Consider the following 25,162-nt stretch of genomic DNA (forward strand, 5'->3'; position numbering starts at 1 on the left):
GCGGAGGTGAGTATGGGCATTCGAGTCGCGGTCGCGGGCGCCAGCGGGTACGCCGGCGGCGAACTGCTCCGGCTCCTCGCCGGGCACCCCGAGTTCGAGCTGGTCACCGCCACCGCCCATGCGTCCGCCGGCCGGCCCGTCGCCGCCGTACACCCGCAGCTCGCCGGGCTGGACCTCGTGTTCGGGGCGACCGACCCCACCACCCTGGCCGACGCGGACCTGGTGTTCCTGGCGCTGCCGCACGGGCAGTCGGCGGCCCTCGCCGCGGCCCTGCCCGGTGCGGCCAAGGTGGTCGACCTCGGCGCGGACCACCGGCTGCGCGACGCCGGGGCGTGGGCCCGCTACTACGGCGGCGACCACGCCGGCGCCTGGACCTACGGGCTGCCCGAGCTGCCCGGCCAGCGCGCCGCGATCGCGGCGTCCGCCCGGGTCGCCAGCACCGGCTGCTACGCGGTCGCCACCACCCTGGCGCTCGCCCCGCTGATCGCCGCCGGGGCCGTCCTCCCCGCCGACGTGGTGGTCGTCGCCGCGTCCGGCACCTCCGGCGCCGGCCGGTCCGCCAAGCCCCACCTGCTCGGCAGCGAGGTGATGGGCGACCTGTCGCCCTACAAGGTGGGCGCCCACCAGCACGTGCCGGAGATCAAGCAGGCCACCGGCGCGACCAGCCTCTCCTTCACCCCGGTCCTGGCCCCCATGCCGCGGGGCATCCTGGCCACCGTCACGGCCGTCCCCACCGGCGGCGCCGACCCGCGCGAGGTGCTTGCCGCCGCGTACGCCGACACGCCCTTCGTGCACCTGCTGCCCGAGGGGACGTGGCCGCACACCGCCGCCACGGCCGGCTCGAACTCCTGCCACCTCCAGGCCACCGTCGACGCCGACTCCGGCCGGGTGATCGTGGTCAGCGCCATCGACAACCTGGGCAAGGGCGCGGCCGGCCAGGCCGTGCAGAACGCCAACCTGATGTTCGGCCTCCCCGAGACCACCGGCCTGTCGACCTTCGGAGTCGCACCATGACCGTCACCACCCCCCGGGGCTTCCGCGCCGCCGGCGTGGCCGCCGGCCTCAAGGCCAGCGGCGCCGGCGACGTCGCCCTCGTCGTCAACGACGGCCCCGACGCCGGGGTCGCCGCCGTCTTCACCGCCAACCGCGTCAAGGCCGCCCCGGTGCTCTGGAGCCAGCAGGTCGTCCGCGGCGGCGTGGTCCGCGCCGTGGTGCTCAACTCCGGCGGCGCCAACGCCTGCACCGGCCCGGCCGGCTTCCAGGACACCCACGCCACCGCCGAGCACACCGCCGCCGCGCTCACCGCCAGCAGCCCCCGGCTCATGGTCGGCGCCGGCGAGGTGGCGGTCTGCTCCACCGGCCTGATCGGTGAGCGGCTGCCCATGCAGAAGCTCCTCCCGGGCGTCCGCGGCGCGGTGCGCGGCCTGTCCCGCGACGGCGGTCACCCGGCCGCCGAGGCGATCATGACCACCGACACCCGGCCGAAGACCACGGTGGCCCGGGGGAGCGGCTGGACCGTCGGCGGCATGGCCAAGGGCGCCGGGATGCTCGCCCCGGCCATGGCCACCATGCTCTGCGTGCTGACCACCGACGCGGTCGCCGGGCCGGAGACCCTGGACGCCGCGCTGCGGGCCGCCACCCGGGTCACCTTCGACCGGGTCGACTCCGACGGCTGCATGTCCACCAACGACACGGTGCTGCTGCTGGCCAGCGGCGCCTCCGGCATCGAGCCCAGCGTCGCGGAGCTGACCGCCGCGGTGACGGCCGCGTGCCACGACCTGGCCCAGCAGCTGATCGCCGACGCCGAGGGCGCCACCAAGCAGATCGCCATCGAGGTGGTCGGCGCCGCGAGCGAGGACGAGGCCGTCGAGGTGGGCCGCTCGGTGGCCCGGAACAACCTGGTGAAGACCGCGCTGTTCGGCAACGACCCGAACTGGGGCCGGATCCTCGCGGCCGTCGGCACCACCGCCGCCGCGTTCGAGCCCGACGGCGTGGACGTGGCGGTCAACGGCATCTGGGTGTGCCGGGGCGGCGCCGCCGCCGAGGACCGGGCCAAGGTCGACCTCGCGGGCCGGGACGTCACCATCCGCATCGACCTGCACGCCGGTGACGCGGCGGCCACCATCTGGACCAACGACCTGTCGCACGCGTACGTCCACGAGAACTCGGCGTACTCGACATGAGCCTCACCGCCGACCTCACCCGGGCCCAGGCCAAGGCCGAGACGCTGATCGAGGCCCTGCCCTGGCTGGCCCGCTTCTCCGGCGCCACCGTCGTGGTCAAGTACGGCGGCAACGCCATGGTCGACCCCGAGCTCCAGCGGGCGTTCGCCGCGGACATGGTCTTCCTCCGGTACGCCGGCCTCAAGCCGGTCGTCGTGCACGGCGGCGGGCCGCAGATCTCCGCCATGCTCGGCCGGCTCGGCATCGCCAGCGAGTTCAAGGGGGGCCTGCGGGTCACCACCCCCGAGGCCATGGACGTCGTCCGGATGGTCCTCGTGGGGCAGGTCGGCCGGGAGCTGGTCGGGCTGATCAACGCACACGGCCCGTTCGCCGTCGGCCTCTCCGGCGAGGACGCCGGGTTGTTCACCGCGGTGCGCCGCCCCGCGTACGTGGACGGGGAGCCGGTGGACGTCGGCCAGGTCGGCGACGTGGAGTCGGTCGACGTCTCCGCGGTGGCCGACCTCATCGCGGCCGGCCGCATCCCGGTCATCTCCACGGTCGCGCCGGACGCCGACGGGGTCCTGCACAACCTCAACGCGGACACGGCCGCCGCCGCGCTGGCCGTCGCCCTCGACGCGCGCAAGCTGGTCGTCCTCACCGACGTGCCCGGCCTCTACGCGGACTGGCCCGACACGGCCAGCCTGGTCAGCGAGATCACCACCGACGACCTGGCGAAGCTGCTGCCGTCCCTGGAGTCCGGGATGGTCCCCAAGATGGAGGCCTGCCTGCGGGCGGTGCGCGGGGGAGTGCCCGCCGCGCACGTCGTCGACGGCCGCGTCGCCCACTCCACGCTCCTCGAAGTGTTCACCTCGGAAGGATTCGGCACGATGGTGGTGGCGGAATGAGCACGCTCGTGCAGCGGTGGGGCGCCACCATGATGGACAACTACGGCACCCCGCCGCTGGCGCTCGTCGCCGGCTCCGGCGCCGTCGTGGTCGACGAGGCCGGTCGGGAGTACGTCGACCTGCTCGGCGGCATCGCGGTCAACGCCCTCGGCCACGCCCACCCGGCCGTGGTGGCCGCCGTGTCCAAGCAGGTCGCCACCCTCGGCCACGTGTCGAACCTGTTCGTCGCCGAGCCGCCGGTGGCCCTGGCCGAGCTGCTGCTCGCGCTGGCCGGCCGGCCCGGCCGGGTGTTCTTCGCCAACTCGGGCGCCGAGGCCAACGAGGCCGCGTTCAAGCTGTCCCGGCTCACCGGGCGCACCCATGTGGTGGCCACCCACGGCGGCTTCCACGGCCGCACCATGGGCGCCCTGGCGCTGACCGGCCAGCCCGCCAAGGCCGACCCGTTCCGCCCGCTGCCCGGCGAGGTCACCCACGTCCCGTACGGCGACGCGGCCGCCCTGGCCGGGGTGGTCACCGACGCCACCGCCATGGTGATCGTCGAGCCGATCCAGGGGGAGAACGGCGTCGTCGTGCCGCCGCCCGGCTACCTGGCCGAGGCCCGCCGGATCACCGCGGCGCACGGCGCGCTGCTCGTGGTCGACGAGGTGCAGACCGGCATCGGCCGCACCGGGCACTGGTTCGCCCACCAGGCCGACGGCATCGAGCCGGACGTCGTCACCCTGGCCAAGGGCCTCGGCGGCGGGCTGCCGCTCGGCGCCTGCCTGGCCTTCGGGCGGGCCGCCGACCTGCTCACGCCCGGCTCGCACGGCACCACGTTCGGGGGAAACCCGGTCAGCTGCGCCGCCGCGCTCGCCGTGGTCGCCACCATTGCCAACGAGGGGCTGCTCGACCACGTGAAGCGGATCGGGGAGCGGCTGCGGCGCGGCGTCGAGGGGCTGAACCACCCGCTCGTCGCCGAGGTACGCGGCGCCGGCCTGCTGCTGGGCATCGTGCTCGACGCGCCGGTCTCCGGCGCGGTGACCGGCGCGCTGCGCGAGGCGGGCTTCCTGGTCAACCCGGTGCAGCCGGGCGTGGTCCGGCTCGCCCCGCCGCTGATCCTCGACGCCGGCCAGGTCGACGCCTTCCTGGCCGCACTCCCGGCCGCCCTCGACGCCGCGGCCCCGGCCGCCGCCCCCACGGAGGTTTCCGCATGACCCGGCACTTCCTCCGCGACGACGACCTCTCGCCCGCCGAGCAGGCCGCCGTGCTCGACCTGGCCGCCCGGATGAAGGCCGACCGGTACGCCCACAAGCCCCTCGCCGGCCCGAGGTCGGTGGCGGTGCTCTTCGACAAGCAGAGCCTGCGCACCCGGATCTCCTTCGACGCCGGCATCGCCGAACTGGGCGGGCATCCGCTCGTGGTGGACACCCAGGTCACCCACTTCGGCCGGGGCGAGACCCTCGCCGACGCCGGCCGGGTGCTGTCCCGCTACGTCGCCGCGATCGTGCTGCGCACCCACGGCGACGACCGGATCGCGGAGGTCGCCGCGCACGCCACCGTGCCGGTGGTCAACGCGCTCACCGACACCTACCACCCCTGCCAGCTCCTCGCCGACCTGCTCACGGTCCGGGAACGCTTCGGCGGCACCGCCGGCCGCACCCTGGCGTACGTGGGGGACGCGGCGAACAACATGGCCCATTCCTACCTGCTGGCCGGGGCGACCGCCGGGATGCACGTGCGGATCGCCGGCCCGGCCGGCTTCCACCCGGACCCCGAGATCGTCGCCCGGGCCGAGAAGATCGCGGCCGGCACCGGCGGTTCGGTGCGGGTGCTCACCGACCCGGCCGAGGCGGTCTGCGGCGCCGAGGTGATCGCCACCGACACCTGGACCTCGATGGGCCAGGAGTCCGACGGCCAGGACCGGGTCACGCCGTTCCTGCCCTACCAGGTCAACGACGCGCTGCTCGGCCACGCCGTGGCCGAGGCGATCGTGCTGCACTGCCTGCCCGCCCATCGGGGCGAGGAGATCACCGACGAGGTGCTCGACGGGCCGCACAGCGCGGTCTTCGACCAGGCGGAGAATCGCCTGCACGCCCAGAAGGCGCTGCTGACGTTTCTCCTGGAGGCATCCACACCATGACCGCCCCGCTGACCCGTACCGCCCGGCACGCCCGCATCGTCGAGCTGATCCGGGACACGGCCATCCACTCGCAGACCGAGCTGGCCGACCTGCTCGCCGGCGACGGCATCCAGGTCACCCAGGCCACCCTCTCCCGCGACCTCAAGGAACTCGGGGCGGTCACCGCCCGCGGCGGCGACGGGCGGGGCGTCTACCTGATCCCCGAGGACGGCCACCGGCCGCTGCGCGAGGCCGAGGCGGCGCCGGCGCGCCTCGTCCGGCTGCTGCGCGAGCTGCTCAACGGGGTCGACTCCAGCGGCAACATCGCCGTGCTGCGCACCCCGCCGGGCGCAGCCCACTATCTGGCCAGCGCGTTGGACCGAGCGGGCCTGTCCGAGATCGTCGGCACCATCGCCGGCGACGACACCATCCTCGTCGTGGCCCGCGAGGCCGACGGCGGCGCCGCGTTGGGCGACAAGCTCGCCGCGTGGGCCCGCCGGGAAGAGAACATTGAAGGGAGCACCACACCATGACCGAGCGGGTCGTCCTGGCGTACTCCGGGGGTCTCGACACCTCCGTCGCCATTCCCTACCTGGCCGAGCAGACCGGCGCCGAGGTGATCGCGGTGGCGGTCGACGTCGGCCAGGGCGGCGAGGACCTGAACGCCATCCGGCAGCGCGCGCTGGACTGCGGCGCCGTCGAGTCCGAGGTGGTCGACGCGCGCGACGAGTTCGCCGCCGAGTACTGCCTGCCGGCGATCCGGGCCAACGCCCTCTACATGGACCGCTACCCGCTGGTCTCCGCGCTGTCCCGGCCGCTGATCGTCAAGCACCTGGTGGCCGCGGCCAAGAAGCACGGCGGCACCATCGTGTCGCACGGCTGCACCGGCAAGGGCAACGACCAGGTCCGCTTCGAGGTCGGCCTGAGCGCGCTCGCCCCCGACCTGAAGATCATCGCCCCGGCGCGGGACTTCGCCTGGACCCGGGACAAGGCCATCGCGTTCGCCGAGGAGAAGGGCCTGCCGATCGACGTGTCGGCGAAGTCGCCGTACTCCATCGACCAGAACCTGTGGGGCCGCGCGGTCGAGACCGGCTTCCTCGAGGACATCTGGAACGGCCCGATCGAGGACCTGTACTCGTACACCGCCGACCCGGCCGAGCCGCGGGACGCCGACGAGGTGGTCATCACCTTCGACGCCGGCGTGCCGGTCGCCGTCGACGGCGAGACCGTCACCCCGTACCAGGCGATCCTGGAGCTGAACCGGCGCGCCGGCGCCCAGGGCGTCGGCCGGCTCGACATGGTCGAGGACCGCCTGGTCGGCATCAAGAGCCGCGAGGTCTACGAGGCGCCCGGCGCCATCGCGCTGATCGCCGCGCACCAGGAGCTGGAGGCGGTCACCGTCGAGCGGGACCTGGCCCGGTTCAAGCGCGGCGTCGACCAGCGCTGGGGCGAGCTGGTCTACGACGGTCTCTGGTTCTCGCCGCTGAAGAAGGCCCTCGACGCGTTCATCGACGACGCCCAGCAGCACGTCTCGGGCGAGGTGCGGCTCACCCTGCACGGCGGCCGGGCCACCGTCACGGGCCGGCGCTCCGAGGCCAGCCTCTACGACTTCGGCATGGCCACCTACGACACCGGGGACACCTTCGACCAGTCCCTCGCCAAGGGCTTCGTGCAGCTCTGGGGCCTGCCCAGCAAGATGGCCGCCGCGCGGGACGCCCGGCTCGGCGGGGCGCAGTCTTGACCTTCACAATGGGTGGGGTGGACGACAAGAGCCTGACCGAGAACAGCGCCCCCGCCAACCGGACGAGCCTCTGGGGAGGCCGGTTCGCCGGCGGCCCCGCCGAGGCGCTCGCACGGCTGTCGGTGAGCGTCCAGTTCGACTGGCGCCTCGCCCCGTACGACATCGCCGGCTCCCGGGCGCACGCCCGGGTCCTGGCCGGCGCCGGCCTGCTCGACCCCGACGAGCTGGGGCGGATCCTGGCCGCGCTGGACGACCTGGAGGCCGCCTGCGCCGCCGGGACGTTCCGCCCGACCGTCGACGACGAGGACGTGCACACCGCCCTGGAGCGCGGGCTGCTGGAACGGCTCGGCAGCCTCGGCGGCAAGCTGCGCGCCGGCCGCTCCCGCAACGACCAGGTCGCCACCGACCTGCGGCTCTACCTGCGCGACCACGCCCGCGGCGTGGCCGCCCGCCTGGTCGAGCTCGCCGAGGCCCTGGTCGAGCAGGCGGAGCGGCACGTGGACACCGCCGCGCCCGGCATGACCCACCTCCAGCACGCCCAGCCGGTCACCTTCGGGCACTGGCTGCTCGCCCACGTGCAGCCGCTGCTGCGGGACCTGGAGCGGCTGCGCGACTGGGACCACCGGTGCGCCGTGAGCCCGCTCGGCGCCGGCGCGCTCGCCGGTTCCGGCCTGCCGCTGGACCCGGTGGCGGTCGCCAAGGAGCTGGGCTTCCGCACGTCCTTCGCCAACTCGATGGACGCGGTGGCCGACCGGGACTTCGTGGCCGAGTTCCTCTTCGTCACCGCGATGATCGGCGTGCACCTGTCCCGCCTCGGCGAGGAAGTGGTGCTCTGGACGTCGCAGGAGTTCGGCTGGGTCGAGCTGGACGACGCGTTCGCCACCGGGTCGTCGATCATGCCGCAGAAGAAGAACGCGGACATCGCCGAGCTGGCCCGGGGCAAGTCCGGCCGGCTGGTCGGCGGTCTGATGAGCGTGCTCACCATGCTCAAGGGCCTGCCCATGACCTACGACCGGGACATGCAGGAGGACAAGGAGCCTGCCTTCGACGCGGTCGACACCCTGGAGCTGCTGCTGCCCGCCCTCGCCGGGATGATCTCCACGATGACGGTCCGGGTGGACCGGCTGGTGGCGACCGCGCCGTCGGGCTTCTCGCTCGCCACCGAGGTCGCCGACTGGCTGGTCCGGCGCAACGTGCCGTTCCGCGACGCGCACGAGATCACCGGCCGGCTGGTGGCGCTCTGCGCGGCCCGCGACTGCGCCCTGGACGAGGTCTCCGACGACGACCTGGCCGCGGTCAGCGAGCACCTCGACCCCTCGGTGCGGGACGTGCTCTCGGTGCGCTCGGCCCTGGCCGCCCGGACCACCCCCGGCTCCACCGGCCCCGGGCCCGTGGCCGACCAGCTCGCCACCGCGGCGGACAAGCTGACCGGCTGGCGGGACTGGGCGGCCGAGCGGGTCGTGCCCCGCTGAGTCCGACGCCCCGCGCGGTGGCCCGGCCGCCGCGCGGGGTCAGGCCGTGGGGCGCTCACGCTTGGGCAGCTTCGCCACCACCGCGTCGTACGACCCGTCGAGCGCCTCGCGCAGCTCGTCGTCGGGGATGTCGCCGTCGAGCCGCAGCGTGTTCCAACCCGAGCGGCCGATGTAGGGGGAGGGGCGGGCGTCCTCGGGGAACCGGTGCACCCACTCGTCGGCGACCTCGCGGGACGGGCCGCACTTGACCCCCACCCGCGCCTCGCCGTCCGCCGACCCGAGGAAGGCGAAGATCCGGCTGCCCACCTTGACCACCTCGTCGCCCTCCCACGGCTGGTCCAGCCAGGCGCCCGGCTTGGCCAGGCAGTAGGACAGCATCTCCTCGCGCGTCATCGCATCCCTCCCGTGCCGGTCACCGGCACAGTCTGACCCGCGGCTGTGACAGCCCGCCCGCCTCAGTCGCCGGTGCCGGTGCGCACGGTGAGCCGCTCGTAGCGCTGCCGGGCCGCCTGGGCGCTGCCCAGCCCCAGCCCGAAGGCGATGGCCTGCCAGGTCATGCCCCGGCCGCGGGCCACCTGCAGCAGCCCCGCCTCCAGCGCGTCGACCTCGGCGCGGACGTGCGGGATCAGGGTCAGCGCGGCCATCAGGTCGGCCTGGTCGACCGGCTCCTCGCCCTCCGCCAGCTCCGCCCCGCCCGCGAGCGCCATCACCAGCGTCGCCGCCTCGTAGGCGTCGGGGACGTCGGGGTGCGCGTAGCGCCGGCGGCGGGCGTCGGTGCCGGCGTGCCGCTCGGCGATCCGCAGCAGCGCCGCGTAGTTGCGGTGCGCCCGGGCCTGGGCAGCATCCGGAGCGGTGAACGGGTCGTTGTCCATGGTGACCATGTCGTCGATCCCACACCCTTGAACGGCATTTTGTCAACACCCCGTTGAAAGCAACTTGCGCTCACCTTCGGGAATCCGGCTAGGGTTTCCCGGTGACCGCGACCGACCTCTCCGCTCTCTCCGACCTGCTCGCGGGCCCGGTGGTTCCCGCCGCCCGCGGGTTGCTCGGCTGCCGGCTCACCGGGCACGGGGTCACCGTGCGGATCACCGAGGTCGAGGCGTACGCGGGCACCGCCGGTGACCCGGCCTCGCACGCCCACCGGGGTCGCACCCCGCGCAACGCGGTGATGTTCGGCCCCGCCGGGCACGCCTACGTCTACTTCACCTACGGGATGCACTGGTGCGTGAACGTGGTGACCGGACCGGACGGCGAGGCCTCGGCCGTGCTGCTGCGGGCCGGCGAGGTGGTCGACGGCCTCGACGTGGCCCGGGAGCGCCGCCCGGCCGTACGCAAGGATGTGGATCTCGCGCGCGGGCCCGCCCGGCTGTGCGCGGCGCTCGGCATCGACCGGTCCGTCTACGGCGCCGACCTGCTCGGCGACGGTCCGGTCCGGCTGCGCCTCCCGCTCTTGCCGGTGCCCGACGCGGCGGTCACGGCCGGCCCCCGGGTCGGTGTCACCGGCGCCCACGACGTGCCCTGGCGCTTCTGGATCACGGACGACCCGACGGTGAGCGCCTACCGGCGGCACGTGCCCCGGACCCGACGCTGACTCGCGCTCGGCGCGGCGGGCCGGAATCCTGTCGGTGGGTGTGGCGATAATCACGGCACCCGTCGACGAGGGAGGACCGGCATGACCACGTTGCTCGCTATCGGCACCGGCAAGGGGCTCTTCCTGGCCACCAGCTCCGACCGCCGCGACTGGGCGCTGAGCGGCCCGCACTTCCCGATGACCGGTGTCTACGCGGTCGCCGTCGACAAGCGCCCCGGCCGGCCCCGGCTGCTCGCGGGCATGACCAGCTCACACTTCGGTCCCAGCGTGGCCACCAGCGACGACCTCGGCGGCTCCTGGCTGGAGCCCGAGCAGGCCCCGGTGGCGTTCCCGGCCGACACCGGGGCCAGCCTGAATCGGGTCTGGCAGCTCACGCCGGCCGGCCCGGACCAGCCCGACGTGGTGTGGGCGGGCACCGAACCGTCCGCGCTGTTCCGCTCCGACGACGGCGGGCGCAGCTTCAGCCTGGTCCGGGCGCTCTGGGACCATCCGCACCGCGAGCAGTGGGGCGCCGGCTTCGGCGGCCAGGCCGTCCACAGCGTGCTCCCGCACCCGCGCGACCCGGCCCGGATGGCGGTGGCCATGTCCACGGGCGGGGTCTACCGCACCGAGGACGCGGGCGCGACCTGGGCGCCCGGCAACACTGGGATCCGGGCGTACTTCCTGCCCGACGAGTGGCCCGAGTTCGGCCAGTGCGTCCACAAGATCGCCCGGGACGCCGGCGACCCCCACCGGCTGTACGCGCAGAACCACCACGGCGTCTACCGCTCCGACGACGACGGGCACACCTGGACCTCGATCGCGGCGGGCCTGCCCAGCGACTTCGGCTTCCCGATCGTCGCCCACCCGTCCCGTCCCGGCACCGTCTACGCCTTCCCGCTGACCGCCGACGGCGAGCGGTTCCCCACCGACCGGCGCTGCCGGGTCTACCGCTCGGCCGACGCGGGCGGGAGCTGGGAGCCGCTCACCGCCGGCCTGCCCGATGGGCCCTTCTATCCCTCGGTGCTGCGCGACGCCATGTGCGCCGACGACCACGACCCGGCCGGCGTCTACTTCGGCACCCGCTCCGGCGAGGTCTACGCCAGCGCCGACGAGGGCGACTCCTGGTCGCTGGTGGCCGCGCACCTGCCCGACGTGCTCTGCGTCCGGGCCGCGGAGGTCTGAGTGGTCACCGTGCTGCTGCCCGGCCCGCTCCGGTCCGAGGCGGGCGGGGAGAGCCGGCTGACCGTGGCCGCCGGCGGCACCCTGCGGGCGGTCCTCGACGAGGTGGCCGCCACCTGGCCCCGGCTGGCCCGCCGGATCCGCGACGAGCGCGGCGACCTCCGCCGGTACGTGAACGTCTACGTCGACGGCGAGGACTGCCGCCACACCGGCGCCCTGGACACGCCGGTCCCCGACGACGCCGAGATCCAGATCCTCCCGTCGGTGGCGGGCGGCTGACTCCCGGAGGGGGTGAGGTGGGCCACCCGGGGGCCGGCCGGGCGTGGAATAGTTGCTTCGTCAAATATGTTGTGCGGAGCGATTCCGGGCCGGAGGGCCCGGACCCCACGCAAGGAGCTGGTCATGCAGTTCGGGATTTTCACCGTCGGCGACGTCACGGTCGACCCGACCACCGGGCGGGCACCGTCCGAGCATGAGCGGATCAAGGCCATGGTGGCCATCGCGCAGAAGGCCGAGGAGGTCGGGCTGGACGTGTTCGCCACCGGCGAGCACCACAACCCGCCGTTCGTGCCGTCGTCGCCGACCACCATGCTCGGCTACATCGCGGCTCGCACCGAGCGGCTGCTGCTGTCCACCTCGACGACGCTGATCACCACCAACGACCCGGTGAAGATCGCCGAGGACTACGCGATGCTCCAGCACCTGGCCGGCGGCCGGGTGGACCTCATGATGGGCCGCGGCAACACCGGCCCCGTCTACCCCTGGTTCGGGCAGGACATCCGCAACGGCATCCCGCTCGCCATCGAGAACTACGACCTGCTGCACCGGTTGTGGCGGGAGGACGTGGTCGACTGGAAGGGCCGGTTCCGCACGCCGCTGCAGTCGTTCACCTCGACCCCGCGCCCGCTCGACGGCGTGCCGCCGTTCGTCTGGCACGGCTCGATCCGCAGCCCGGAGATCGCCGAGCAGGCCGCGTACTACGGCGACGGCTTCTTCGCCAACCACATCTTCTGGCCCAAGGAGCACACCCAGCGGATGGTCGCCCTCTACCGGCAGCGCTTCGCGCACTACGGCCACGGCTCGGCCGACCAGGCCATCGTCGGCCTCGGCGGGCAGGTCTTCATGCGGAAGAACTCCCAGGACGCGGTCCGCGAGTTCCGGCCGTACTTCGACAACGCCCCGGTCTACGGGCACGGGCCGTCGCTGGAGGAGTTCACCCGGGAGACCCCGCTGACCGTTGGCAGCCCGCAGCAGGTCATCGACCGCACGCTGGGCTTCCGCGAGTACGTCGGCGACTACCAGCGCCAGCTCTTCCTCATGGACCACGCCGGGCTGCCGCTCAAGACCGTCCTGGAGCAGCTCGACCTCCTGGGCGAGGAGGTCGTCCCGGTGCTGCGCAAGGAGTTCGACTCGCTGCGCCCGGCGCACGTGCCCGAGGCGCCGACGCACGCCTCGCTGCTGGCCGCGGCGGGCGGCGCCAAGGACAGCACCGTCCACGCCGTCGACGACGTCACCGGCAAGGCGCCCGAGGAGGACCGATGACCCGCCGGACGCTGACCGTGGTCTCGGCCGGCCTCAGCCAGCCCTCGTCGACCCGGCTGCTCGCCGACCAGCTCGCCGCGGCCGCCCGCGACGAGCTGGTCCGGCGCGGCGACGAGGTGGAGATCCGCACGCTGGACCTGCGGGAGTACGCCCACGACGTCGTCAACCACGTGCTCACCGGCTTCCCGCCGGCCGCCCTGCGCGACGCGCTCCACGCAGTGGCGGGGGCGGACGGGCTGATCGCCGTCACCCCGATCTTCAACGCCTCGTACAGCGGCCTGTTCAAGTCGTTCTTCGACGTGGTCGAGAAGGAGGCGCTGGCCGGCCGGCCGGTGCTGATCGGGGCCACCGGCGGCACGGCCCGGCACTCGCTCGCCCTGGAGCACGCGGTCCGGCCGATGTTCGCGTACCTGCGGGCGGTCGTGGTGCCCACGGCGGTCTTCGCCGCGCCGGAGGACTGGGCCGGCGACGGCGAGGACAGCGCGCTGCGGGCCCGGATCCGGCGGGCCGGCATCGAGCTGGCCGAGCAGGTCGACCGCAGACCGGCGGCGACCGGCCCGGCCGACCCGTTCGCGCTCACCACCAGTTTCGAGGACCTGCTCGCCGGCCGCGACCCGTCCTGACCCCGGCGGGCCGGCCCGCGACCTCAGTCGCCGGCCGGCTCGTACGGGTGGGCCACCAGCACCGGGCAGTGCGCGTGCTGCACCAGCGCCTGGCTGACCGAGCCGAGCAGCAGCCCGGCGAAGCCGCCCCGGCCGCGGGAGCCGACCACCACGAGCGCGGCCTCGCCGCTCGCCTCGATGAGCGCCTGCTCCGGGGACTCGCCCCGCAGGGGCCGCTCGACCACGTTCAGCACCGGGTGGTCGGTGCGGATCCGGGCGGCCGCACCGGCCAGCAGCTCCGCCGACTCGGCCTGCGCGGCCGCGGTGGCCTCGGCCGCGGCATCCGGCGCCACGGCGCCCCGCTCCGGCGTGCGGACGTGCACCAGCACCAGGTCGGCGTCCCGGCGGACCGCCTCGTCGGCGGCGAGCCGCACGGCGTTCCCGGCCGGCTCGGAGCCGTCCACCCCGGCCAGCACCGGCCCGCGTACCGGGATCGGCTGCTCGGCCGGGCGGACCACCAGCACCGGGCAGTGCGCGTGCTGCGCCACCTGGTTGCTGACCGAGCCGAGCAGCAGCCCGGTGAACCCGCCCACGCCCCGGCTGCCCACCACCACGAGCTCCGCCCGGCGGGACTCCTCGATGAGGGTGACGCCCGGGCCGCCGGCCACCTGGCGCACCTCCACCCGCAGCCCCGGATGCCGGTCGACCAGCTCGGCGGCCACCTGTTCCAGCATCTTCCGCGACTCCTCGGTGGGGGCGGGGACCCCGAGGTCGTACGGGTTCAGCGGCACGCCGTAGCCGAGCGGGTGCAGGTAGCCGTGCACCACGTGCAGCGGCCGGGACCGGGCCACGGCGGCCCGCGCGGCGTGTTCGGCGGCGGTGAGGCTGGTCGACGATCCGTCGACGCCCACCACGACTGGTCGGTTCATCGGCATCCCTCCGGTCGGCTCCGCCCATTGTCGACGACGACCCCGCCGTTCGAGCACGAACACGGCGGTCCGCGCCGGCCCGGGACCAACGGCCCTGCCGCCGCGGGCCGGACGGGGGTGCACTGGTGGGGACGACCCAGGACCCGTGGGAGGCGACCATGACCCCGCTGGAGATGCTCCGCGCACACCCCTTCCTCGCCGGGCTGCCCGAGGAGTGGCTGCCCCCACTGACCGGCTACGCCCGCCCGGTGGTCTGGCACACCGGGCACCGGCTGTTCCGCGCCGGGCAGCCGGCCGAGCGGTTCTGGCTGGTTCGCGGCGGCCAGGTGGCGCTGGACTTCCCGGTGCCCCGCCGTGGTGACGTGGGGATCGAGACGATCGGCCCGGGCGGGGTGCTCGGCTGGTCGTGGCTGTTCCCGCCCTACCGCTGGCAGTTCGGGGCGGTGGCCGCGCAGCGCAGCACGGCCGTCGAGTTCAACGCCGCGGGCGTACGCCGGCTCATGGAGTCCGACGACGCCCTCGGCCGGCAGCTCACCACCCGCTTCATGAGCGTCGTGGTGGACCGGCTGCACGCGTCCCGGGTGCGGCTGCTCGACCTGTACGGCTACCCGACGGCCCTGCCGCCGACCGGCTGACCGACCGTGTGCCGGTGGACCACCAGGTCGTCCACCTCCAGCCGGCCGATGCGCAGCTCCCGGATCACCGCCCGGCGGACGGCCAGGCGGGCGATCACCAGCCGGCCGATCGCCACGGCGCCGATCGCCGCCACGGCGAGCGCCAGCGGCGCGGCCGCCGTCGGGCCCAGGGCACGCGGGCCGGCCGCCGTCGGGCCGACCACGCGGGCGCGGAGGGTACGCACCCGGCTCCGCGGGCGCAGGAGCATCCTGTTCACCCGTGGATCGTCCGCTCCAGCCCGCTTCGTCCAGCGCCGATTCCGGCACCGGTCCACCGACCGGGTGACGTGACGTCGCCGGATCCTGTCGGTGGTCCCGCGTATCCTCCGCCCGTGACCAGTGACGTGCAGCTCCGCCCGGTGCGCGACGACGACCTGCCCCTGTTCTTCGCCCACGAGCAGGATCCGCAGGCCAACTGGATGGCCGCGTTCGGCCCGAAGGACCCGGCCGACCGGGCCGCCTTCGACGCCCACTGGGCGCGCATCCGGGCCGACCCGCGCATCGTCAACCGCACCGTGACCGTCGACGGCACGGTGGTCGGGCGCGTGGCCGCCTTCCCGGTGGGGGAGCGCACCGAGGTCAGCTACTGGATCGACTCCGCCCACTGGGGGCGCGGCCACGCCACCGCGGCGCTCGCCGCGCTGCTGCGGGAGCTGCCGCAGCGGCCGGTGCACGCCCGCGCCGCCAAGGACAACGCCGCCTCCCTCGCCGTGCTGCGCAAGTGCGGCTTCGTCGTGGTCGGCGAGGACTCGGGATACGCGGAGAGCCGCGGCGCCGACGTCGAGGAGTACGTCCTGGAACTGCCCGCCTAGCGGTTCATGCCGGCAGCCAGGGCCTGAGCCAGGGCCGAACGCCAGTCCTCCAGCGGCGGCAGCTTCGCGGCGGCCCAGCGTTCGTGGCCCAGCACGCTGTAGGCCGGACGGGAGGCGGGACGCCGGTAGCGGTCGCTGGTGGTCGGCCGGATGCGATCGGGGTCGAGGCCGCGCAGGGCGAACACGGCACGGGCGAGGTCGTACCAGGTCGCCTCGCCCGATGCGGTGCCATGGTAGGCGCCGGGAGCGGCCCGGCCGGCCAGCGCCGCGTCGGCCAGCGCGACGAGCCGCTCCGCCAGCCGGTACGACCAGGTGGGTTGCCCGCGCTGGTCGTTCACCACGTCGAGCCACTCGCGTTCCTCGGCCAGCCTCAGCATGGTCGCGACGAAGTTGGGTCCGTGTTCGCCGTAGAGCCAGGCCGTGCGCACGAGGTAGCCCGTGTGGGGAAGGAGCTTGGCGACGGCGAGCTCTCCGGCGAGCTTGCTGCGCCCGTACGCGTTGACCGGGAAGGTGGCGGCGTCCTCCGGGTACGGCTCGGTGGCGTCGCCGGGGAAGACGTAGTCGGTGGAGATGTGAATCATCCGCGCGCCCGTTGCGGCGCAGGCCCGGGCCAGGTGGGCGACCGCGTCGCCGTTGACGGCGGTGGCCACCTCCTCCCGCGTCTCGGCCCCGTCCACGTCCGTCCACGCGGCAGTGTTGATCACGAGGTCGTGCCCGGCGACAGTGGCGTGCACCGCGTCCGGGTCGGTGATGTCGAGTTCGGCGCGGGTGGTGGCGGTGACCGACAGGTCGGCTCGGGAGCGCAGTACGGCCACCACCTCCCGGCCCAGCATCCCGGCGGCGCCGGTGACGAGTAGCCGACTCATGCCGCCACGGCCGAGGTGCCGCCCGCCTTCAGCGGCTCCCACCAGGCCCGGTTGTCCCGGTACCACTGGACGGTCTGCGTCAGGCCGCGCTCGAGGTCGATGCTCGGAACGTATCCCAGTTCCTCCCCGATCTTGGTGATGTCCAGCGAGTAGCGGCGGTCGTGACCCTTGCGGTCGGCGACCGGCGTGACCCGGTCCCATCCGGCGTCGCAGGCTGCCAGCAGCCGGGCGGTGAGTTCCTTGTTGGTCAGCTCGGTGCCGCCGCCGATGTGATAGACCTCGCCGGCGCGGCCCTTCTCCTGGACCATCGCGATGCCGCGGCAGTGGTCGTGCACGTGCAGCCAGTCGCGGACGTTGCCGCCGTCGCCGTAGAGCGGGACGGTCCCACCGTCGAGCAGGTTGGTGACGAACAGCGGGATGACCTTCTCCGGGAACTGGTACGGCCCGTAGTTGTTGGAGCAGCGGGTGACCACCACGTCCATGCCGTGGGTGCGGTGGTAGGCCAGAGCCAGAAGGTCCGAGCCGGCCTTGGCGGCCGAGTACGGGGAGTTCGGTGACAGCGGCCAGGTCTCCGTCCAGGAGCCCTCGTCGATGGAGCCGTACACCTCGTCCGTGGAGACGTGCACGAACCGGTGCGTGCCATGGCGCAGCGCGGCGTCGAGCAGCGTCTGGGTCCCCAGCACGTTGGTGGTGACGAACGGCACGGCACCGGTGATGGAACGGTCGACGTGGGATTCGGCGGCGAAGTGGACGATCACGTCGTGATCGGCCACGACCTCGTCGACCAGCGCCGCGTCGCAGATGTCGCCCAGCACGAAGCGCAGGCGCGGATCCTCGCGCACCGGAGCGAGGTTGTTCAGGTTGCCCGAGTAGGTGAGCTTGTCCAGCACGGTCACCGCGGTGGGCTCGATACCGGGAACCCCGGCAGCGTCGCCACCGGGCCTCCCCAGCAGCATCCGCACGTACTCCGACCCGATGAAACCGGCTCCGCCGGTGACCAGGACTCTCATGGGTGACTACCTTCCGTGGGCGGCGGGGGTCGCACCGAAGTCTGGGGCGGCCGGCTGGGTCCGGCAGGCCGGATAGTCCGGCAGGTGGCCCGCTGCCCGCGCTTCGGCCAGGGTCGGGGCGGCGGCGTCCCGTGCCGACAGCAGCGGCGCCTCGGTCGGCCAGCTGATCGCCAGCTCGGGGTCGAGCGGGTGCACGGCGTGCTCCGCGGCCGGGTTGTAGGTGGTGGAGCAGAGGTAGCTGAGGGTGGCGTCGTCGGTCAGTGCGCAGAAGCCGTGTCCCAGGCCCTCGCTCAGGTAGACGGCGCGGCGGTCCTCGTCGTCGAGACGGACCGCCTCCCACCGCCCGAAGGTCGGCGAGCCCACGCGGACGTCCACCACCACGTCGATGACCGCCCCCCGGACGCACGTCACGTACTTGGCCTGGCCGGGGGGCACGTCGGCGAAGTGGATGCCACGGACGACCCCGTGCGCGGAGACCGAGAGGTTGGCCTGGGCGAGCCGCAGCGGATGGCCGACCACGGCGGCGAGCCGGTCGAAGCGGTACCACTCCAGGAACAATCCGCGGGGATCGCCGTGCTGCTGCGGGCTGATCTCCCAGGCCCCGTCGATGCTCAACGGCCGGATCTTCATCGGCGCACCTCCCGATTGTTCTGCTGGTCCACCAGGCCGAGCAGGTAGTCGCCGTATCCACTCCTGGACAGTGGCTCGGCCAGCGTCCGCAGCTGGCCGTCGTCGATCAGGCCGGCCCGCCAGGCGGCCTCCTCGACACAGCCGATCTTCATGCCCTGGCGTTCCTCGATGACCCGGACGAACTCGGCGGCCTGCATCATCGAGGTGAAGGTGCCGGTGTCCAGCCAGGCGGTGCCCCGGTCGAGCACCGTCACGGAGAGCTCGCCCCATTCGCGGTAGGTCTCGTTGACCGCCGTGATCTCCAGCTCGCCCCGTGCGCTCGGGGTGAGCTTGCCGGCGATGTCGACCACCCGGTTGTCGTAGAAGTACAGGCCGGGCACGGCGTAGCGGGACTTCGGTCGCGCCGGCTTCTCCTCGATCGACAGCACCCGCCCGGCCGCGTCGAAGTCGACCACCCCGTACTCGCCCGGGTTGGCCACCGGGTAGGCGAAGACCCGCCCACCGACCAGGTCGGCGTGGTCGGCGAGCTGCCGTCCGAGGCCGACGCCGTGGAAGATGTTGTCGCCCAGGATCAGCGCGACCGGCTCGTCGGCGATGAAGTCCGCGCCCAGCAGGAACGCCTGTGCGATGCCCTCCGGACGGGCCTGCGTGGTGTACGCCAACCGCAGGCCCCACTGGCTGCCGTCACCGAGCAGCCGCTGGAACTGGGCCTGGTCCTCCGGCGTGGTGATCACCAGGATCTCGCGTACCCCGGACATCACCAGCGTGGACAGCGGGTAATAGATCATCGGCTTGTCGAACACCGGCATCAACTGCTTGGAGACTGCCAGGGTGACCGGCCACAGCCGAGAACCGGTGCCACCAGCGAGAAGGATTCCGCGCATGTGGCGGAGGCTACCGGCCGAACGGCGTCATCTTGATGTGCTGTCAGCAATCACTTCTGACAACGCCCGAAAGTCGCGCCGATGCCCTCGACCGGTTGTCCCGGGTAACTGGACGGACCATTGTGAAACGCCGGTTCGGCGCCGTGTCCGGCACCGGGTGGCCGACGCCTTGTCGGCAATTCGACTTTGACTTAGAAATACCGAAAGCGACGCTGGCGCACTGAGTGGATGCTCAGCATGCTCTTAGCTTAGTCGGACTCGCCTTCGCATCCCCGGCATGGGGCGCCTGGATGTGAGGTATTCGCGGGTTCCGCAGCAACTCGGGCTGGACGGCGAGCCGACGGGGCAAACGGCTGGTCGCCCTGCGTACGTGGGGACGGTGTGCATTGCTGGATGTAGCGCAGGTCGTCGATGAAGAGGCAATTCGAGGCGGCGCGTCAGCGCCGCCTGGACATTCTGGCGCGCCAACCCGGACCGGCTGGCAGACTCGATACGTCGTCACACTGTGCGTGCTCGACCTGATGGTCGGAGTGGCGTCCGCGGCCGTGGCCCTGGTCGTCCGGTTCGGCTCGTCGACGGTCGAGTCCCACAACAACGGCCATCTGTGGGTCACCCTTGCTCTGCCGTTTGCCTGGATGGTCGCCCTCACCCTCAACCGAGCGTATGAATCACGTCATCTGTTCGTGGGAAATGACGAGTACGCACGAGTGTTCCAATCCGGACTCACGTTTAGCGCCGGCCTGGCGGTCGCCTCATTCGCGTTCGAATTCCCGCTCGCCAGGGGATACCTGATCATCGCGACTCCGCTGCTCGTCGTGGCCGGCGTCGGGATGCGGTACCTGGTTCGTCGGCGCCTGCACGGCTCCTGGGCACGTGGCGAGCGGCTGCACCGGGTGATCCTGGTCGGGCACGAGTTCCCCGTCGCCGAGATGGCCAAGCGGTTGCGACGCGAGCGCTTCCACGGCCTCGGCGTGATCGGCGCCTGCCTGCCGCAACCGGCCGCGTCCGTGGAGCGGTGCGAGCCTGGCCTGCCGCCGATCCTCGGGACGTTCGGGGATGTGGCGACCGCCGTGGCGCACGTGGGTGCGGACACGGTGGTCGTGCTCTCCTGCCCGGAGATGGCCGGAGCGGCGCTGCGCCGCCTGGGGTGGCAGTTGGAACGCGACGACGTGGACCTCATCGTGGCGAGCAACCTCGTCGACGTGGCCGGCGACCGCACCACGGTCCGCCCGGTGGACGGCCTGCCGATGCTGCACGTCGAGCATCCTCGGCTGAAGGGTGGCCGGCGGTTCGTCAAAGAGGTCTTCGACCGCGTGTCGGCGCTCGCACTGCTGATCCTCGCCGCCCCGCTGCTGTTGGCGATCGCCCTGGCGGTGCGGACCGGCCCGGGAGCCGGCGGTCCCGCTGTCTTCAGCCAGGTGCGGGTGGGTAAGAACGGCCGGCCGTTCACCATCTACAAGTTCCGCACGATGTACGTGGACGCCGAGGCGCGCCAGGCGGAGTTGCTCGACCGCAACGAATCCGACGGCGAGCTGTTCAAGATGCGGCACGACCCCCGGGTCACGCCGGTCGGACGGTGGCTGCGCCGGCTGTCGCTTGACGAACTCCCGCAGCTCGTCAACGTGCTCAAGGGCGACATGTCGCTGGTCGGGCCCCGGCCGCCGCTGCCTCGTGAGGTGGCCAACTATCCGTCCGACATGCGCCGGCGCCTGGTGGTCAAGCCCGGGCTCACCGGGCTGTGGCAGGTCTCCGGCCGGTCCGACCTGTCGTGGGAGGAGTCCATCCGGCTCGATCTGTCATACGTGGAGAACTGGTCGCTGACGATGGACCTGGCCATCCTGGCCCGCACGCTCAGCGCCGTCGTCCGGAGCTCCGGAGCCTACTGACCGCACCGTTTGGAGGAAGTAAATGACGACCGAGCATGCCGAACCGGGCGCTGCCACGAGCCCCAGGCTCACCGTCATCGGCACGGGCTACCTGGGGGCCACCCACGCGGTGTGCATGGCGGCTCTGGGCCATCAGGTTCTCGGCGTGGACGTCGACGCCGCGAAGATCTCGCGCCTGGCCTCGGGTGAGGTGCCGTTCTTCGAACCCGGGCTGCCCGAGTTGCTCGTCAAGGCGTTGGAGTCGGGGCGGCTGCGGTTCACCACCTCGTTCCCGGAGGCGGCGGACTTCGGCGACGTTCATTTCGTCTGTGTGGGGACGCCGCAGCGCGCCGGGTCGTTCGCGGCCGACCTGAGCCAGGTCGAGGCCGCAGTGACCGCGCTGGCCCGGGACGTGCGGCGGCGGGCGCTGGTCGTGGGCAAGTCGACCGTGCCGGTGGGCACCGCGGCTCGCCTCGCCGAGCTGATCCGATCGGTCGCGCCGGCGGGTGACGGCGTGGAACTGGCGTGGAACCCGGAGTTCCTTCGCGAGGGCTTCGCGATCGACGACACGATGCAGCCGGATCGGCTGGTGTTCGGCGTTTCGTCGCCGTGGGCCGAGCAACGGCTACGTGAGGTGTTCGCGCCGGTGATCGGTCAGGGCAGCCCGGTGCTGGTGACGGACCCGCAGACCGCCGAGTTGGTGAAGGTGGCCGCCAACTCCTTCCTCGCCACGAAGATCTCGTACATCAACGCCATGGCCGAGGTGTGCGAGGCCATCGGAGCGGACGTCCACGACCTGGCGGTGGCGCTGGGCCTCGACGCCCGGATCGGCAGCCGGTTCCTGCGGCCCGGGCTGGGCTTCGGTGGCGGGTGCCTGCCCAAGGACATCCGCGCGTTCCTGCATCGCGCCGAGGAACTGGGCGTGGGTCACGCGGTGGCGTTCCTCCGCGACGTCGACGAGATCAACCACCGACGCCGGGCACGGACGGTGGATCTGGTGCGCGAACTCGCCGGCGGTGACCTGCGGGGCGTCCGGGTGGCGGCGCTCGGTGCGGCGTTCAAGCCGGATTCCGACGACATCCGGGACGCGCCCGCCCTCGATGTCGCGAACGCCCTTCACCAGTTGGGGGCCCGGGTGCGGGTGTTCGACCCGGTTGCCATGGACAACGCCCGCCGGGCCTGGCCCACCCTCGGGTATGGACAGAGCACCTTCGACGTGGCATCGGGCGCGGACGTCGTGGTGCTGCTGACCGAGTGGTCCCAGTTCCGGGAGATCGACCCGGAGGCGTTGGGCACCGTGGTCGGCAAGCGGCGTATCGTCGACGGCCGGCACGCCCTGGAGCCGGCGCGCTGGCGCGCGGCGGGTTGGGAGTATCGGGCCCTGGGCCGTCCATGAGCCCGAGCCTCGCTCCGCCGGGCGTCGGCCGCCGGCTCACCAGCTGACTCAGCCGCTCAGCCGGCCCAGCCGGACGTCGGGATCATGCTGACCGCCGGATCGCGGACGGCCGGACACCTGGCAGTGACTTTCCCGCTAATCTCGGCGCGTGAGCGTCCGTTCGCTGCGATCGCGGTTGGTCGACGCCCCCGATTCGTGGGGCGCGCGCCGCCGTGAAGCGCGGGCACGCTGGCTTGGTGAGGCCTTTCCCGACCTCGCCAACATGTCGGTGATCGACCTCGGTGGCCGGCTGGACACCTGGCTTCGGGCGCCGGTCCGCCCGAAGCACGTGCACGTGGTCAATCTGGAGCCGATGTCGGGCGACCTGCCCGAGTGGGCCGACCTCGACTACGGGGACGCGTGCGGCCTGCCCGCGCACATCGCCAGACGCCGCTACGACCTCGTCTTCTCGAATTCCGTGCTCGAGCACGTCGGCGGGCACGAGCGCCGGCTGCGCTTCGCCGAGTCGGTGCACAGCCTGGCAGACGCCCACTGGGTGCAGACGCCGTACCGCTTCTTTCCGGTCGAGCCGCACTGGCTGGCGCCCGGCATGCAGTTCCTGCCCACCGCCGGCCGTGCCTGGCTGGCGCAGCGCTGGCCGCTCGCGCACAGCCCCGCCAGGGACCGGCTCGACGCGACGCGCAGCGTGCTCTGGACGGAGTTGCTCGACCGGACGCAGCTGCGGTTCTACTTCCCGGACTCGACGATCCGGTCGGAGCGCTTCCTCGGCATGACCAAGTCGCTGATCGCCTGCCGCGCTTCGAATGCCTGATCACGACCGGTCCCGCCTCAGCCGGCGGCCGAGGACGCTTCCGCCGGCGCAACCTCGCCGGCCGTGGTGAGGCCGATCGCCTCGGCCACCGTCCGCGCCCTCCGCGGCCATGAGTGTCGCTCGGCGAACCGGCGCCTGCGGGCGACCAGGTCGGGCTGTCGGGCGCGTTGCGCCGCCGTGCGCACGGCGGCGGAGAACTGCGCCGGACCGGAGGCGACCTCGATCAGGTCGGTGTCGAGCCAGCGGATCGCTGGTAGATCCGTGCTCACCACCGGCTTGCCCGCCGCGAGATACTCCAGCGTCTTCAGCGGGAACGACGCCCGGTTGAAGGCGTTGTCCACGTACGGCGTCAGGCCGACATCGATCATCTTCAGATAGGACGGGAGCGCGGCGAAGGGCCGGTGCCCGACGTAGGACACGCGGGGGTGTGCGGTGAGTTTCGCGAAGCGCTCGGGTTCCCACCGCTCGTCACGGGAGCCGACGAGCAGCAGGGAGGAGCCCTCCTCGACCACCGCCTCCAGCAGCCCGACGTCGATGCGGTCGGACAGGTGCCCGACGACCCCGGCGACCGGAGCCGGCAGACGAACATCGTCCGGCAGCGGCGCCGACTCCACATCGGCGTACGCCTCGGTCAGTACCCCACCGGGCACGAGCACCGGGTCGGCCCCCCGGGCCCGCCATTTGTCCGCGAGCACCGGGGAGACGGCCACGATCCGGTCGGCGCGGGACAGGGCGGCCTTCTCCTCCCTGGCGATGTCGTCGGCGCTGATGCCGAGCAGGTCCGCGCCCGCCAGGAAGTCGTCGGTCGCGTAGAGCACGTCGATCACGTCGTCGCCCCAGCGCCCGAGCAGGTCGGTCGCGGAGAAGGTGATGACGGCGGCGGGCGTCACGCGCAGCCGCCGTAGCGCCCAACGGATCTGCGCGCGTAGCAGTGCCGGGGTGGCGAGCCGGATCAGCCGGCGCGTGTAGAACGGTTGCGCCACGGTGACCAGCCGCGTGATGCGTGGGCCCTCGGGGATCAGCCTGGGCCGGACCCCCCGGGACGCACCGTAGCGAGACGCGGCGGGAGTCACCACGGAGACCGGAGGCTCCACCCAGAGGACCCGGGCGTAGCGGCTGAGCTGCGTGGCCATGTGCCGGTCGGTGCGGGCCGTGCCGGTCCAGAGGTTGACGGCGCAGAGCACGATCCACGGCAGAGTGGCCGGGTCGCTCCTCGGCTCGCGTTCGGAGGCCATCTCCATCCCTTCACCACCGGGATCAGCTAGCGGACAAACCACGCCCAGCGCGCCGCCGTGCCCTGACACAGCGCGTCGCTCAACGACCGCCCGACGAGGCCCTGCTCGTCGAGACCGGTGAGCATCATCGTCGCGAGCAGGCCGCGATCGATGGGTGGCGGCGGGCCGTCGTCCACCCCGTCGTCCGGCCCGGCGTGCCCGTCGTGGGCGAGCACGATCGCGCCGGGACGGCTGGCGGCGAGCGCGTCGCGCGCCATCGTCTCCTCGGGGACGTGCCGCCAGTCGGCGGGCGTCGCTCCCCAGACCACCGGCATCAGGCCGGCCCGGCGCACCGCGCGCCAGTGGGGCAGCAGCAACGCACCGTACGGCGCTCGGAACCAGCGTACGGGCGTACCCGTCAGGTCCTCCAGCTCCGCCCGGCCGGCCTGGGTGCGTCGCAGCACCTCGGGTGCCGGAACGCCGGTGAGACGGACGTGGTCGAGGCCGTGCAGGGCGACCTCGTGCCCGGCGGCGATCAGCTCGGCGAGCAGATCGGGATGACGGCGGGCCCGTCCGACGAGGACGAAGAAGGTGGCGGTGGCGCCGAACTTGGCGAGAGCCTGGAGCACGAGCGGGGTGCCCTGGGGATCCGGCCCGTCGTCGTACGTGAGCACGACGTGCGGAGCGTCGGTCGCGACCGCGCGAATCGTGCCGACCGGGCGGGTCAGGTAGCGTCCCGCCGCACGGGCCATCCGGTAGCCGGCCGTCCTGGTCGAGCCAGTGGTCACCGATGCCTC

General features: G+C 73.1%; 28 protein-coding genes. 18 read left to right on the plus strand and 10 right to left on the minus strand.

The window, feature by feature from the left end; genetic code table 11:
• Positions 1–12: 12 nt before the first annotated feature.
• Genes argC through argH form a run of 8 tightly spaced genes read left to right on the plus strand, consistent with a single transcriptional unit; the run spans position 13 to position 8,378 of the window.
• On the plus strand, positions 13–1,014 hold the full coding sequence (gene argC / locus GCE86_RS05305; protein WP_154225883.1) for an N-acetyl-gamma-glutamyl-phosphate reductase: 1,002 nt from the start codon (positions 13–15) through the stop codon (positions 1,012–1,014).
• Positions 1,011–2,183 carry a bifunctional glutamate N-acetyltransferase/amino-acid acetyltransferase ArgJ gene (gene argJ / locus GCE86_RS05310; protein WP_154225884.1) on the plus strand — a complete coding sequence of 391 codons (1,173 nt, stop codon included), beginning with the start codon at positions 1,011–1,013 and terminating at the stop codon, positions 2,181–2,183. The genes argC and argJ overlap by 4 nt, the downstream gene beginning before the upstream one ends.
• On the plus strand, positions 2,180–3,067 hold the full coding sequence (argB, locus tag GCE86_RS05315) for an acetylglutamate kinase (protein WP_154225885.1): 888 nt from the start codon (positions 2,180–2,182) through the stop codon (positions 3,065–3,067). Before argJ ends, argB begins: the two co-directional genes overlap by 4 nt.
• Positions 3,064–4,260, plus strand: a complete 1,197-nt coding sequence (locus GCE86_RS05320; protein ID WP_154225886.1) for an acetylornithine transaminase — start codon at positions 3,064–3,066, stop codon at positions 4,258–4,260. Before argB ends, GCE86_RS05320 begins: the two co-directional genes overlap by 4 nt.
• Positions 4,257–5,186, plus strand: a complete 930-nt coding sequence (argF, locus tag GCE86_RS05325; protein WP_154225887.1) for an ornithine carbamoyltransferase — start codon at positions 4,257–4,259, stop codon at positions 5,184–5,186. The genes GCE86_RS05320 and argF overlap by 4 nt, the downstream gene beginning before the upstream one ends.
• On the plus strand, positions 5,183–5,698 hold the full coding sequence (locus tag GCE86_RS05330) for an arginine repressor (RefSeq protein WP_154225888.1): 516 nt from the start codon (positions 5,183–5,185) through the stop codon (positions 5,696–5,698). Before argF ends, GCE86_RS05330 begins: the two co-directional genes overlap by 4 nt.
• The gene (locus GCE86_RS05335; RefSeq protein ID WP_154225889.1) at positions 5,695–6,906 is read left to right on the plus strand and encodes an argininosuccinate synthase; all 1,212 of its coding nucleotides are present in this window, start codon (positions 5,695–5,697) and stop codon (positions 6,904–6,906) included. The genes GCE86_RS05330 and GCE86_RS05335 overlap by 4 nt, the downstream gene beginning before the upstream one ends.
• A gap of 8 nt (positions 6,907–6,914) precedes the next feature.
• On the plus strand, positions 6,915–8,378 hold the full coding sequence (gene argH, locus GCE86_RS05340; RefSeq protein ID WP_154230341.1) for an argininosuccinate lyase: 1,464 nt from the start codon (positions 6,915–6,917) through the stop codon (positions 8,376–8,378).
• 39 nt (positions 8,379–8,417) lie between these two features.
• Here argH and GCE86_RS05345 read toward each other — a convergent pair whose 3' ends face one another.
• Positions 8,418–8,771, minus strand: coding sequence for an MmcQ/YjbR family DNA-binding protein (locus GCE86_RS05345; RefSeq protein ID WP_154225890.1), 354 nt, complete (start codon positions 8,769–8,771; stop codon positions 8,418–8,420).
• Between the two features lie 62 nt (positions 8,772–8,833).
• Complete coding sequence (locus tag GCE86_RS05350; RefSeq protein ID WP_154225891.1) at positions 8,834–9,259, minus strand: DNA-binding protein; 426 nt, start codon at positions 9,257–9,259, stop codon at positions 8,834–8,836.
• A 92-nt stretch (positions 9,260–9,351) separates the two neighbouring features.
• On the opposite strand from GCE86_RS05350, the gene GCE86_RS05355 reads away from it, so the two are divergent.
• From GCE86_RS05355 to GCE86_RS05375, 5 genes are all read left to right on the plus strand, one after another.
• Positions 9,352–9,969 (plus strand): DNA-3-methyladenine glycosylase, encoded by a 618-nt coding sequence (locus GCE86_RS05355; RefSeq protein ID WP_154225892.1) that lies wholly within the window; start codon positions 9,352–9,354, stop codon positions 9,967–9,969.
• Positions 9,970–10,050: 81 nt separating this feature from the next.
• Positions 10,051–11,133 carry a WD40/YVTN/BNR-like repeat-containing protein gene (locus GCE86_RS05360; protein ID WP_154225893.1) on the plus strand — a complete coding sequence of 361 codons (1,083 nt, stop codon included), beginning with the start codon at positions 10,051–10,053 and terminating at the stop codon, positions 11,131–11,133.
• Entirely contained in the window at positions 11,134–11,409 is a 276-nt protein-coding gene (locus tag GCE86_RS05365; RefSeq protein WP_154225894.1) for a ubiquitin-like small modifier protein 1, read from the plus strand. It abuts the gene before it with no gap.
• Positions 11,410–11,532: 123 nt separating this feature from the next.
• A complete protein-coding gene (locus tag GCE86_RS05370; protein WP_154225895.1) occupies positions 11,533–12,672 on the plus strand; it encodes an LLM class flavin-dependent oxidoreductase in 1,140 nt (379 codons plus the stop codon).
• Entirely contained in the window at positions 12,669–13,295 is a 627-nt protein-coding gene (locus GCE86_RS05375) for an FMN reductase (protein WP_154225896.1), read from the plus strand. Before GCE86_RS05370 ends, GCE86_RS05375 begins: the two co-directional genes overlap by 4 nt.
• A 23-nt stretch (positions 13,296–13,318) precedes the next feature.
• Here the strand turns inward: GCE86_RS05375 and GCE86_RS05380 are convergent, their stop codons facing one another.
• The gene (locus tag GCE86_RS05380; RefSeq protein ID WP_154225897.1) at positions 13,319–14,209 is read right to left on the minus strand and encodes a universal stress protein; all 891 of its coding nucleotides are present in this window, start codon (positions 14,207–14,209) and stop codon (positions 13,319–13,321) included.
• Between the two features lie 119 nt (positions 14,210–14,328).
• Between GCE86_RS05380 and GCE86_RS05385 the strand changes: the two genes are divergently transcribed.
• The gene (locus GCE86_RS05385) at positions 14,329–14,838 is read left to right on the plus strand and encodes a cyclic nucleotide-binding domain-containing protein (RefSeq protein ID WP_244317189.1); all 510 of its coding nucleotides are present in this window, start codon (positions 14,329–14,331) and stop codon (positions 14,836–14,838) included.
• Here GCE86_RS05385 and GCE86_RS05390 read toward each other — a convergent pair.
• On the minus strand, positions 14,808–15,086 hold the full coding sequence (locus GCE86_RS05390; RefSeq protein WP_239543135.1) for a hypothetical protein: 279 nt from the start codon (positions 15,084–15,086) through the stop codon (positions 14,808–14,810). The two genes, GCE86_RS05385 and GCE86_RS05390, sit on opposite strands and share 31 nt — an antisense overlap.
• Positions 15,087–15,209: 123 nt before the next feature.
• Here GCE86_RS05390 and GCE86_RS05395 point away from each other — a divergent pair, with 123 nt between their 5' ends.
• Complete coding sequence (locus GCE86_RS05395) at positions 15,210–15,689, plus strand: GNAT family N-acetyltransferase (protein WP_154225899.1); 480 nt, start codon at positions 15,210–15,212, stop codon at positions 15,687–15,689.
• Here the strand turns inward: GCE86_RS05395 and rfbD are convergent.
• Genes rfbD through rfbA form a run of 4 tightly spaced genes read right to left on the minus strand, consistent with a single transcriptional unit; the run spans position 15,686 to position 19,079 of the window.
• Positions 15,686–16,555, minus strand: a complete 870-nt coding sequence (rfbD, locus tag GCE86_RS05400) for a dTDP-4-dehydrorhamnose reductase (RefSeq protein ID WP_154225900.1) — start codon at positions 16,553–16,555, stop codon at positions 15,686–15,688. The two genes, GCE86_RS05395 and rfbD, sit on opposite strands and share 4 nt — an antisense overlap.
• Complete coding sequence (gene rfbB / locus GCE86_RS05405) at positions 16,552–17,565, minus strand: dTDP-glucose 4,6-dehydratase (protein ID WP_154225901.1); 1,014 nt, start codon at positions 17,563–17,565, stop codon at positions 16,552–16,554. Before rfbB ends, rfbD begins: the two co-directional genes overlap by 4 nt.
• Before the next feature lie 6 nt (positions 17,566–17,571).
• The gene (rfbC, locus tag GCE86_RS05410) at positions 17,572–18,195 is read right to left on the minus strand and encodes a dTDP-4-dehydrorhamnose 3,5-epimerase (RefSeq protein ID WP_154225902.1); all 624 of its coding nucleotides are present in this window, start codon (positions 18,193–18,195) and stop codon (positions 17,572–17,574) included.
• Entirely contained in the window at positions 18,192–19,079 is an 888-nt protein-coding gene (rfbA, locus tag GCE86_RS05415) for a glucose-1-phosphate thymidylyltransferase RfbA (protein ID WP_154225903.1), read from the minus strand. The genes rfbC and rfbA overlap by 4 nt, the downstream gene beginning before the upstream one ends.
• Positions 19,080–19,588: 509 nt before the next feature.
• Here rfbA and GCE86_RS05420 point away from each other — a divergent pair.
• From GCE86_RS05420 to GCE86_RS05430, 3 genes are all read left to right on the plus strand, one after another.
• Positions 19,589–20,965: a sugar transferase gene (locus GCE86_RS05420; protein ID WP_338106366.1), complete on the plus strand. Its 1,377-nt coding sequence runs from the start codon at positions 19,589–19,591 to the stop codon at positions 20,963–20,965.
• Between the two features lie 22 nt (positions 20,966–20,987).
• Complete coding sequence (locus GCE86_RS05425; RefSeq protein ID WP_154225904.1) at positions 20,988–22,340, plus strand: UDP-glucose dehydrogenase family protein; 1,353 nt, start codon at positions 20,988–20,990, stop codon at positions 22,338–22,340.
• Positions 22,341–22,488: 148 nt separating this feature from the next.
• Positions 22,489–23,151, plus strand: a complete 663-nt coding sequence (locus GCE86_RS05430; protein WP_154225905.1) for a class I SAM-dependent methyltransferase — start codon at positions 22,489–22,491, stop codon at positions 23,149–23,151.
• Positions 23,152–23,168: 17 nt separating this feature from the next.
• Here GCE86_RS05430 and GCE86_RS05435 read toward each other — a convergent pair whose 3' ends face one another.
• Together GCE86_RS05435 and GCE86_RS05440 are read right to left on the minus strand one after the other, a co-directional pair.
• Positions 23,169–24,386, minus strand: coding sequence for a glycosyltransferase (locus GCE86_RS05435; protein WP_208818072.1), 1,218 nt, complete (start codon positions 24,384–24,386; stop codon positions 23,169–23,171).
• Positions 24,387–24,412: 26 nt separating this feature from the next.
• Positions 24,413–25,153, minus strand: a complete 741-nt coding sequence (locus GCE86_RS05440; protein ID WP_204342891.1) for a polysaccharide deacetylase family protein — start codon at positions 25,151–25,153, stop codon at positions 24,413–24,415.
• Between the last annotated feature and the right edge of the window lie 9 nt (positions 25,154–25,162).

It is taken from the genome of Micromonospora terminaliae (genome assembly GCF_009671205.1).
In the GTDB taxonomy this organism is placed as follows: Bacteria; Actinomycetota; Actinomycetes; order Mycobacteriales; family Micromonosporaceae; genus Micromonospora; species Micromonospora terminaliae.

What these genes read in the sequence shown, in the direction of transcription:
- argC (WP_154225883.1), top strand. Translation starts at nt 13, where the DNA reads ATGGGCATTCGAGTCGCGGTCGCGGGCGCCAGCGGGTACGCCGGCGGC.
- argJ (WP_154225884.1), top strand. Translation starts at nt 1,011, where the DNA reads ATGACCGTCACCACCCCCCGGGGCTTCCGCGCCGCCGGCGTGGCCGCC.
- argB (WP_154225885.1), top strand. Translation starts at nt 2,180, where the DNA reads ATGAGCCTCACCGCCGACCTCACCCGGGCCCAGGCCAAGGCCGAGACG.
- GCE86_RS05320 (WP_154225886.1), top strand. Translation starts at nt 3,064, where the DNA reads ATGAGCACGCTCGTGCAGCGGTGGGGCGCCACCATGATGGACAACTAC.
- argF (WP_154225887.1), top strand. Translation starts at nt 4,257, where the DNA reads ATGACCCGGCACTTCCTCCGCGACGACGACCTCTCGCCCGCCGAGCAG.
- GCE86_RS05330 (WP_154225888.1), top strand. Translation starts at nt 5,183, where the DNA reads ATGACCGCCCCGCTGACCCGTACCGCCCGGCACGCCCGCATCGTCGAG.
- GCE86_RS05335 (WP_154225889.1), top strand. Translation starts at nt 5,695, where the DNA reads ATGACCGAGCGGGTCGTCCTGGCGTACTCCGGGGGTCTCGACACCTCC.
- argH (WP_154230341.1), top strand. Translation starts at nt 6,915, where the DNA reads ATGGGTGGGGTGGACGACAAGAGCCTGACCGAGAACAGCGCCCCCGCC.
- GCE86_RS05345 (WP_154225890.1), bottom strand. Translation starts at nt 8,771, where the DNA reads ATGACGCGCGAGGAGATGCTGTCCTACTGCCTGGCCAAGCCGGGCGCC.
- GCE86_RS05350 (WP_154225891.1), bottom strand. Translation starts at nt 9,259, where the DNA reads ATGGTCACCATGGACAACGACCCGTTCACCGCTCCGGATGCTGCCCAG.
- GCE86_RS05360 (WP_154225893.1), top strand. Translation starts at nt 10,051, where the DNA reads ATGACCACGTTGCTCGCTATCGGCACCGGCAAGGGGCTCTTCCTGGCC.
- GCE86_RS05370 (WP_154225895.1), top strand. Translation starts at nt 11,533, where the DNA reads ATGCAGTTCGGGATTTTCACCGTCGGCGACGTCACGGTCGACCCGACC.
- GCE86_RS05375 (WP_154225896.1), top strand. Translation starts at nt 12,669, where the DNA reads ATGACCCGCCGGACGCTGACCGTGGTCTCGGCCGGCCTCAGCCAGCCC.
- GCE86_RS05380 (WP_154225897.1), bottom strand. Translation starts at nt 14,209, where the DNA reads ATGCCGATGAACCGACCAGTCGTGGTGGGCGTCGACGGATCGTCGACC.
- GCE86_RS05390 (WP_239543135.1), bottom strand. Translation starts at nt 15,086, where the DNA reads ATGCTCCTGCGCCCGCGGAGCCGGGTGCGTACCCTCCGCGCCCGCGTG.
- rfbD (WP_154225900.1), bottom strand. Translation starts at nt 16,555, where the DNA reads ATGAGTCGGCTACTCGTCACCGGCGCCGCCGGGATGCTGGGCCGGGAG.
- rfbB (WP_154225901.1), bottom strand. Translation starts at nt 17,565, where the DNA reads ATGAGAGTCCTGGTCACCGGCGGAGCCGGTTTCATCGGGTCGGAGTAC.
- rfbC (WP_154225902.1), bottom strand. Translation starts at nt 18,195, where the DNA reads ATGAAGATCCGGCCGTTGAGCATCGACGGGGCCTGGGAGATCAGCCCG.
- rfbA (WP_154225903.1), bottom strand. Translation starts at nt 19,079, where the DNA reads ATGCGCGGAATCCTTCTCGCTGGTGGCACCGGTTCTCGGCTGTGGCCG.
- GCE86_RS05425 (WP_154225904.1), top strand. Translation starts at nt 20,988, where the DNA reads ATGACGACCGAGCATGCCGAACCGGGCGCTGCCACGAGCCCCAGGCTC.
- GCE86_RS05435 (WP_208818072.1), bottom strand. Translation starts at nt 24,386, where the DNA reads ATGGCCTCCGAACGCGAGCCGAGGAGCGACCCGGCCACTCTGCCGTGG.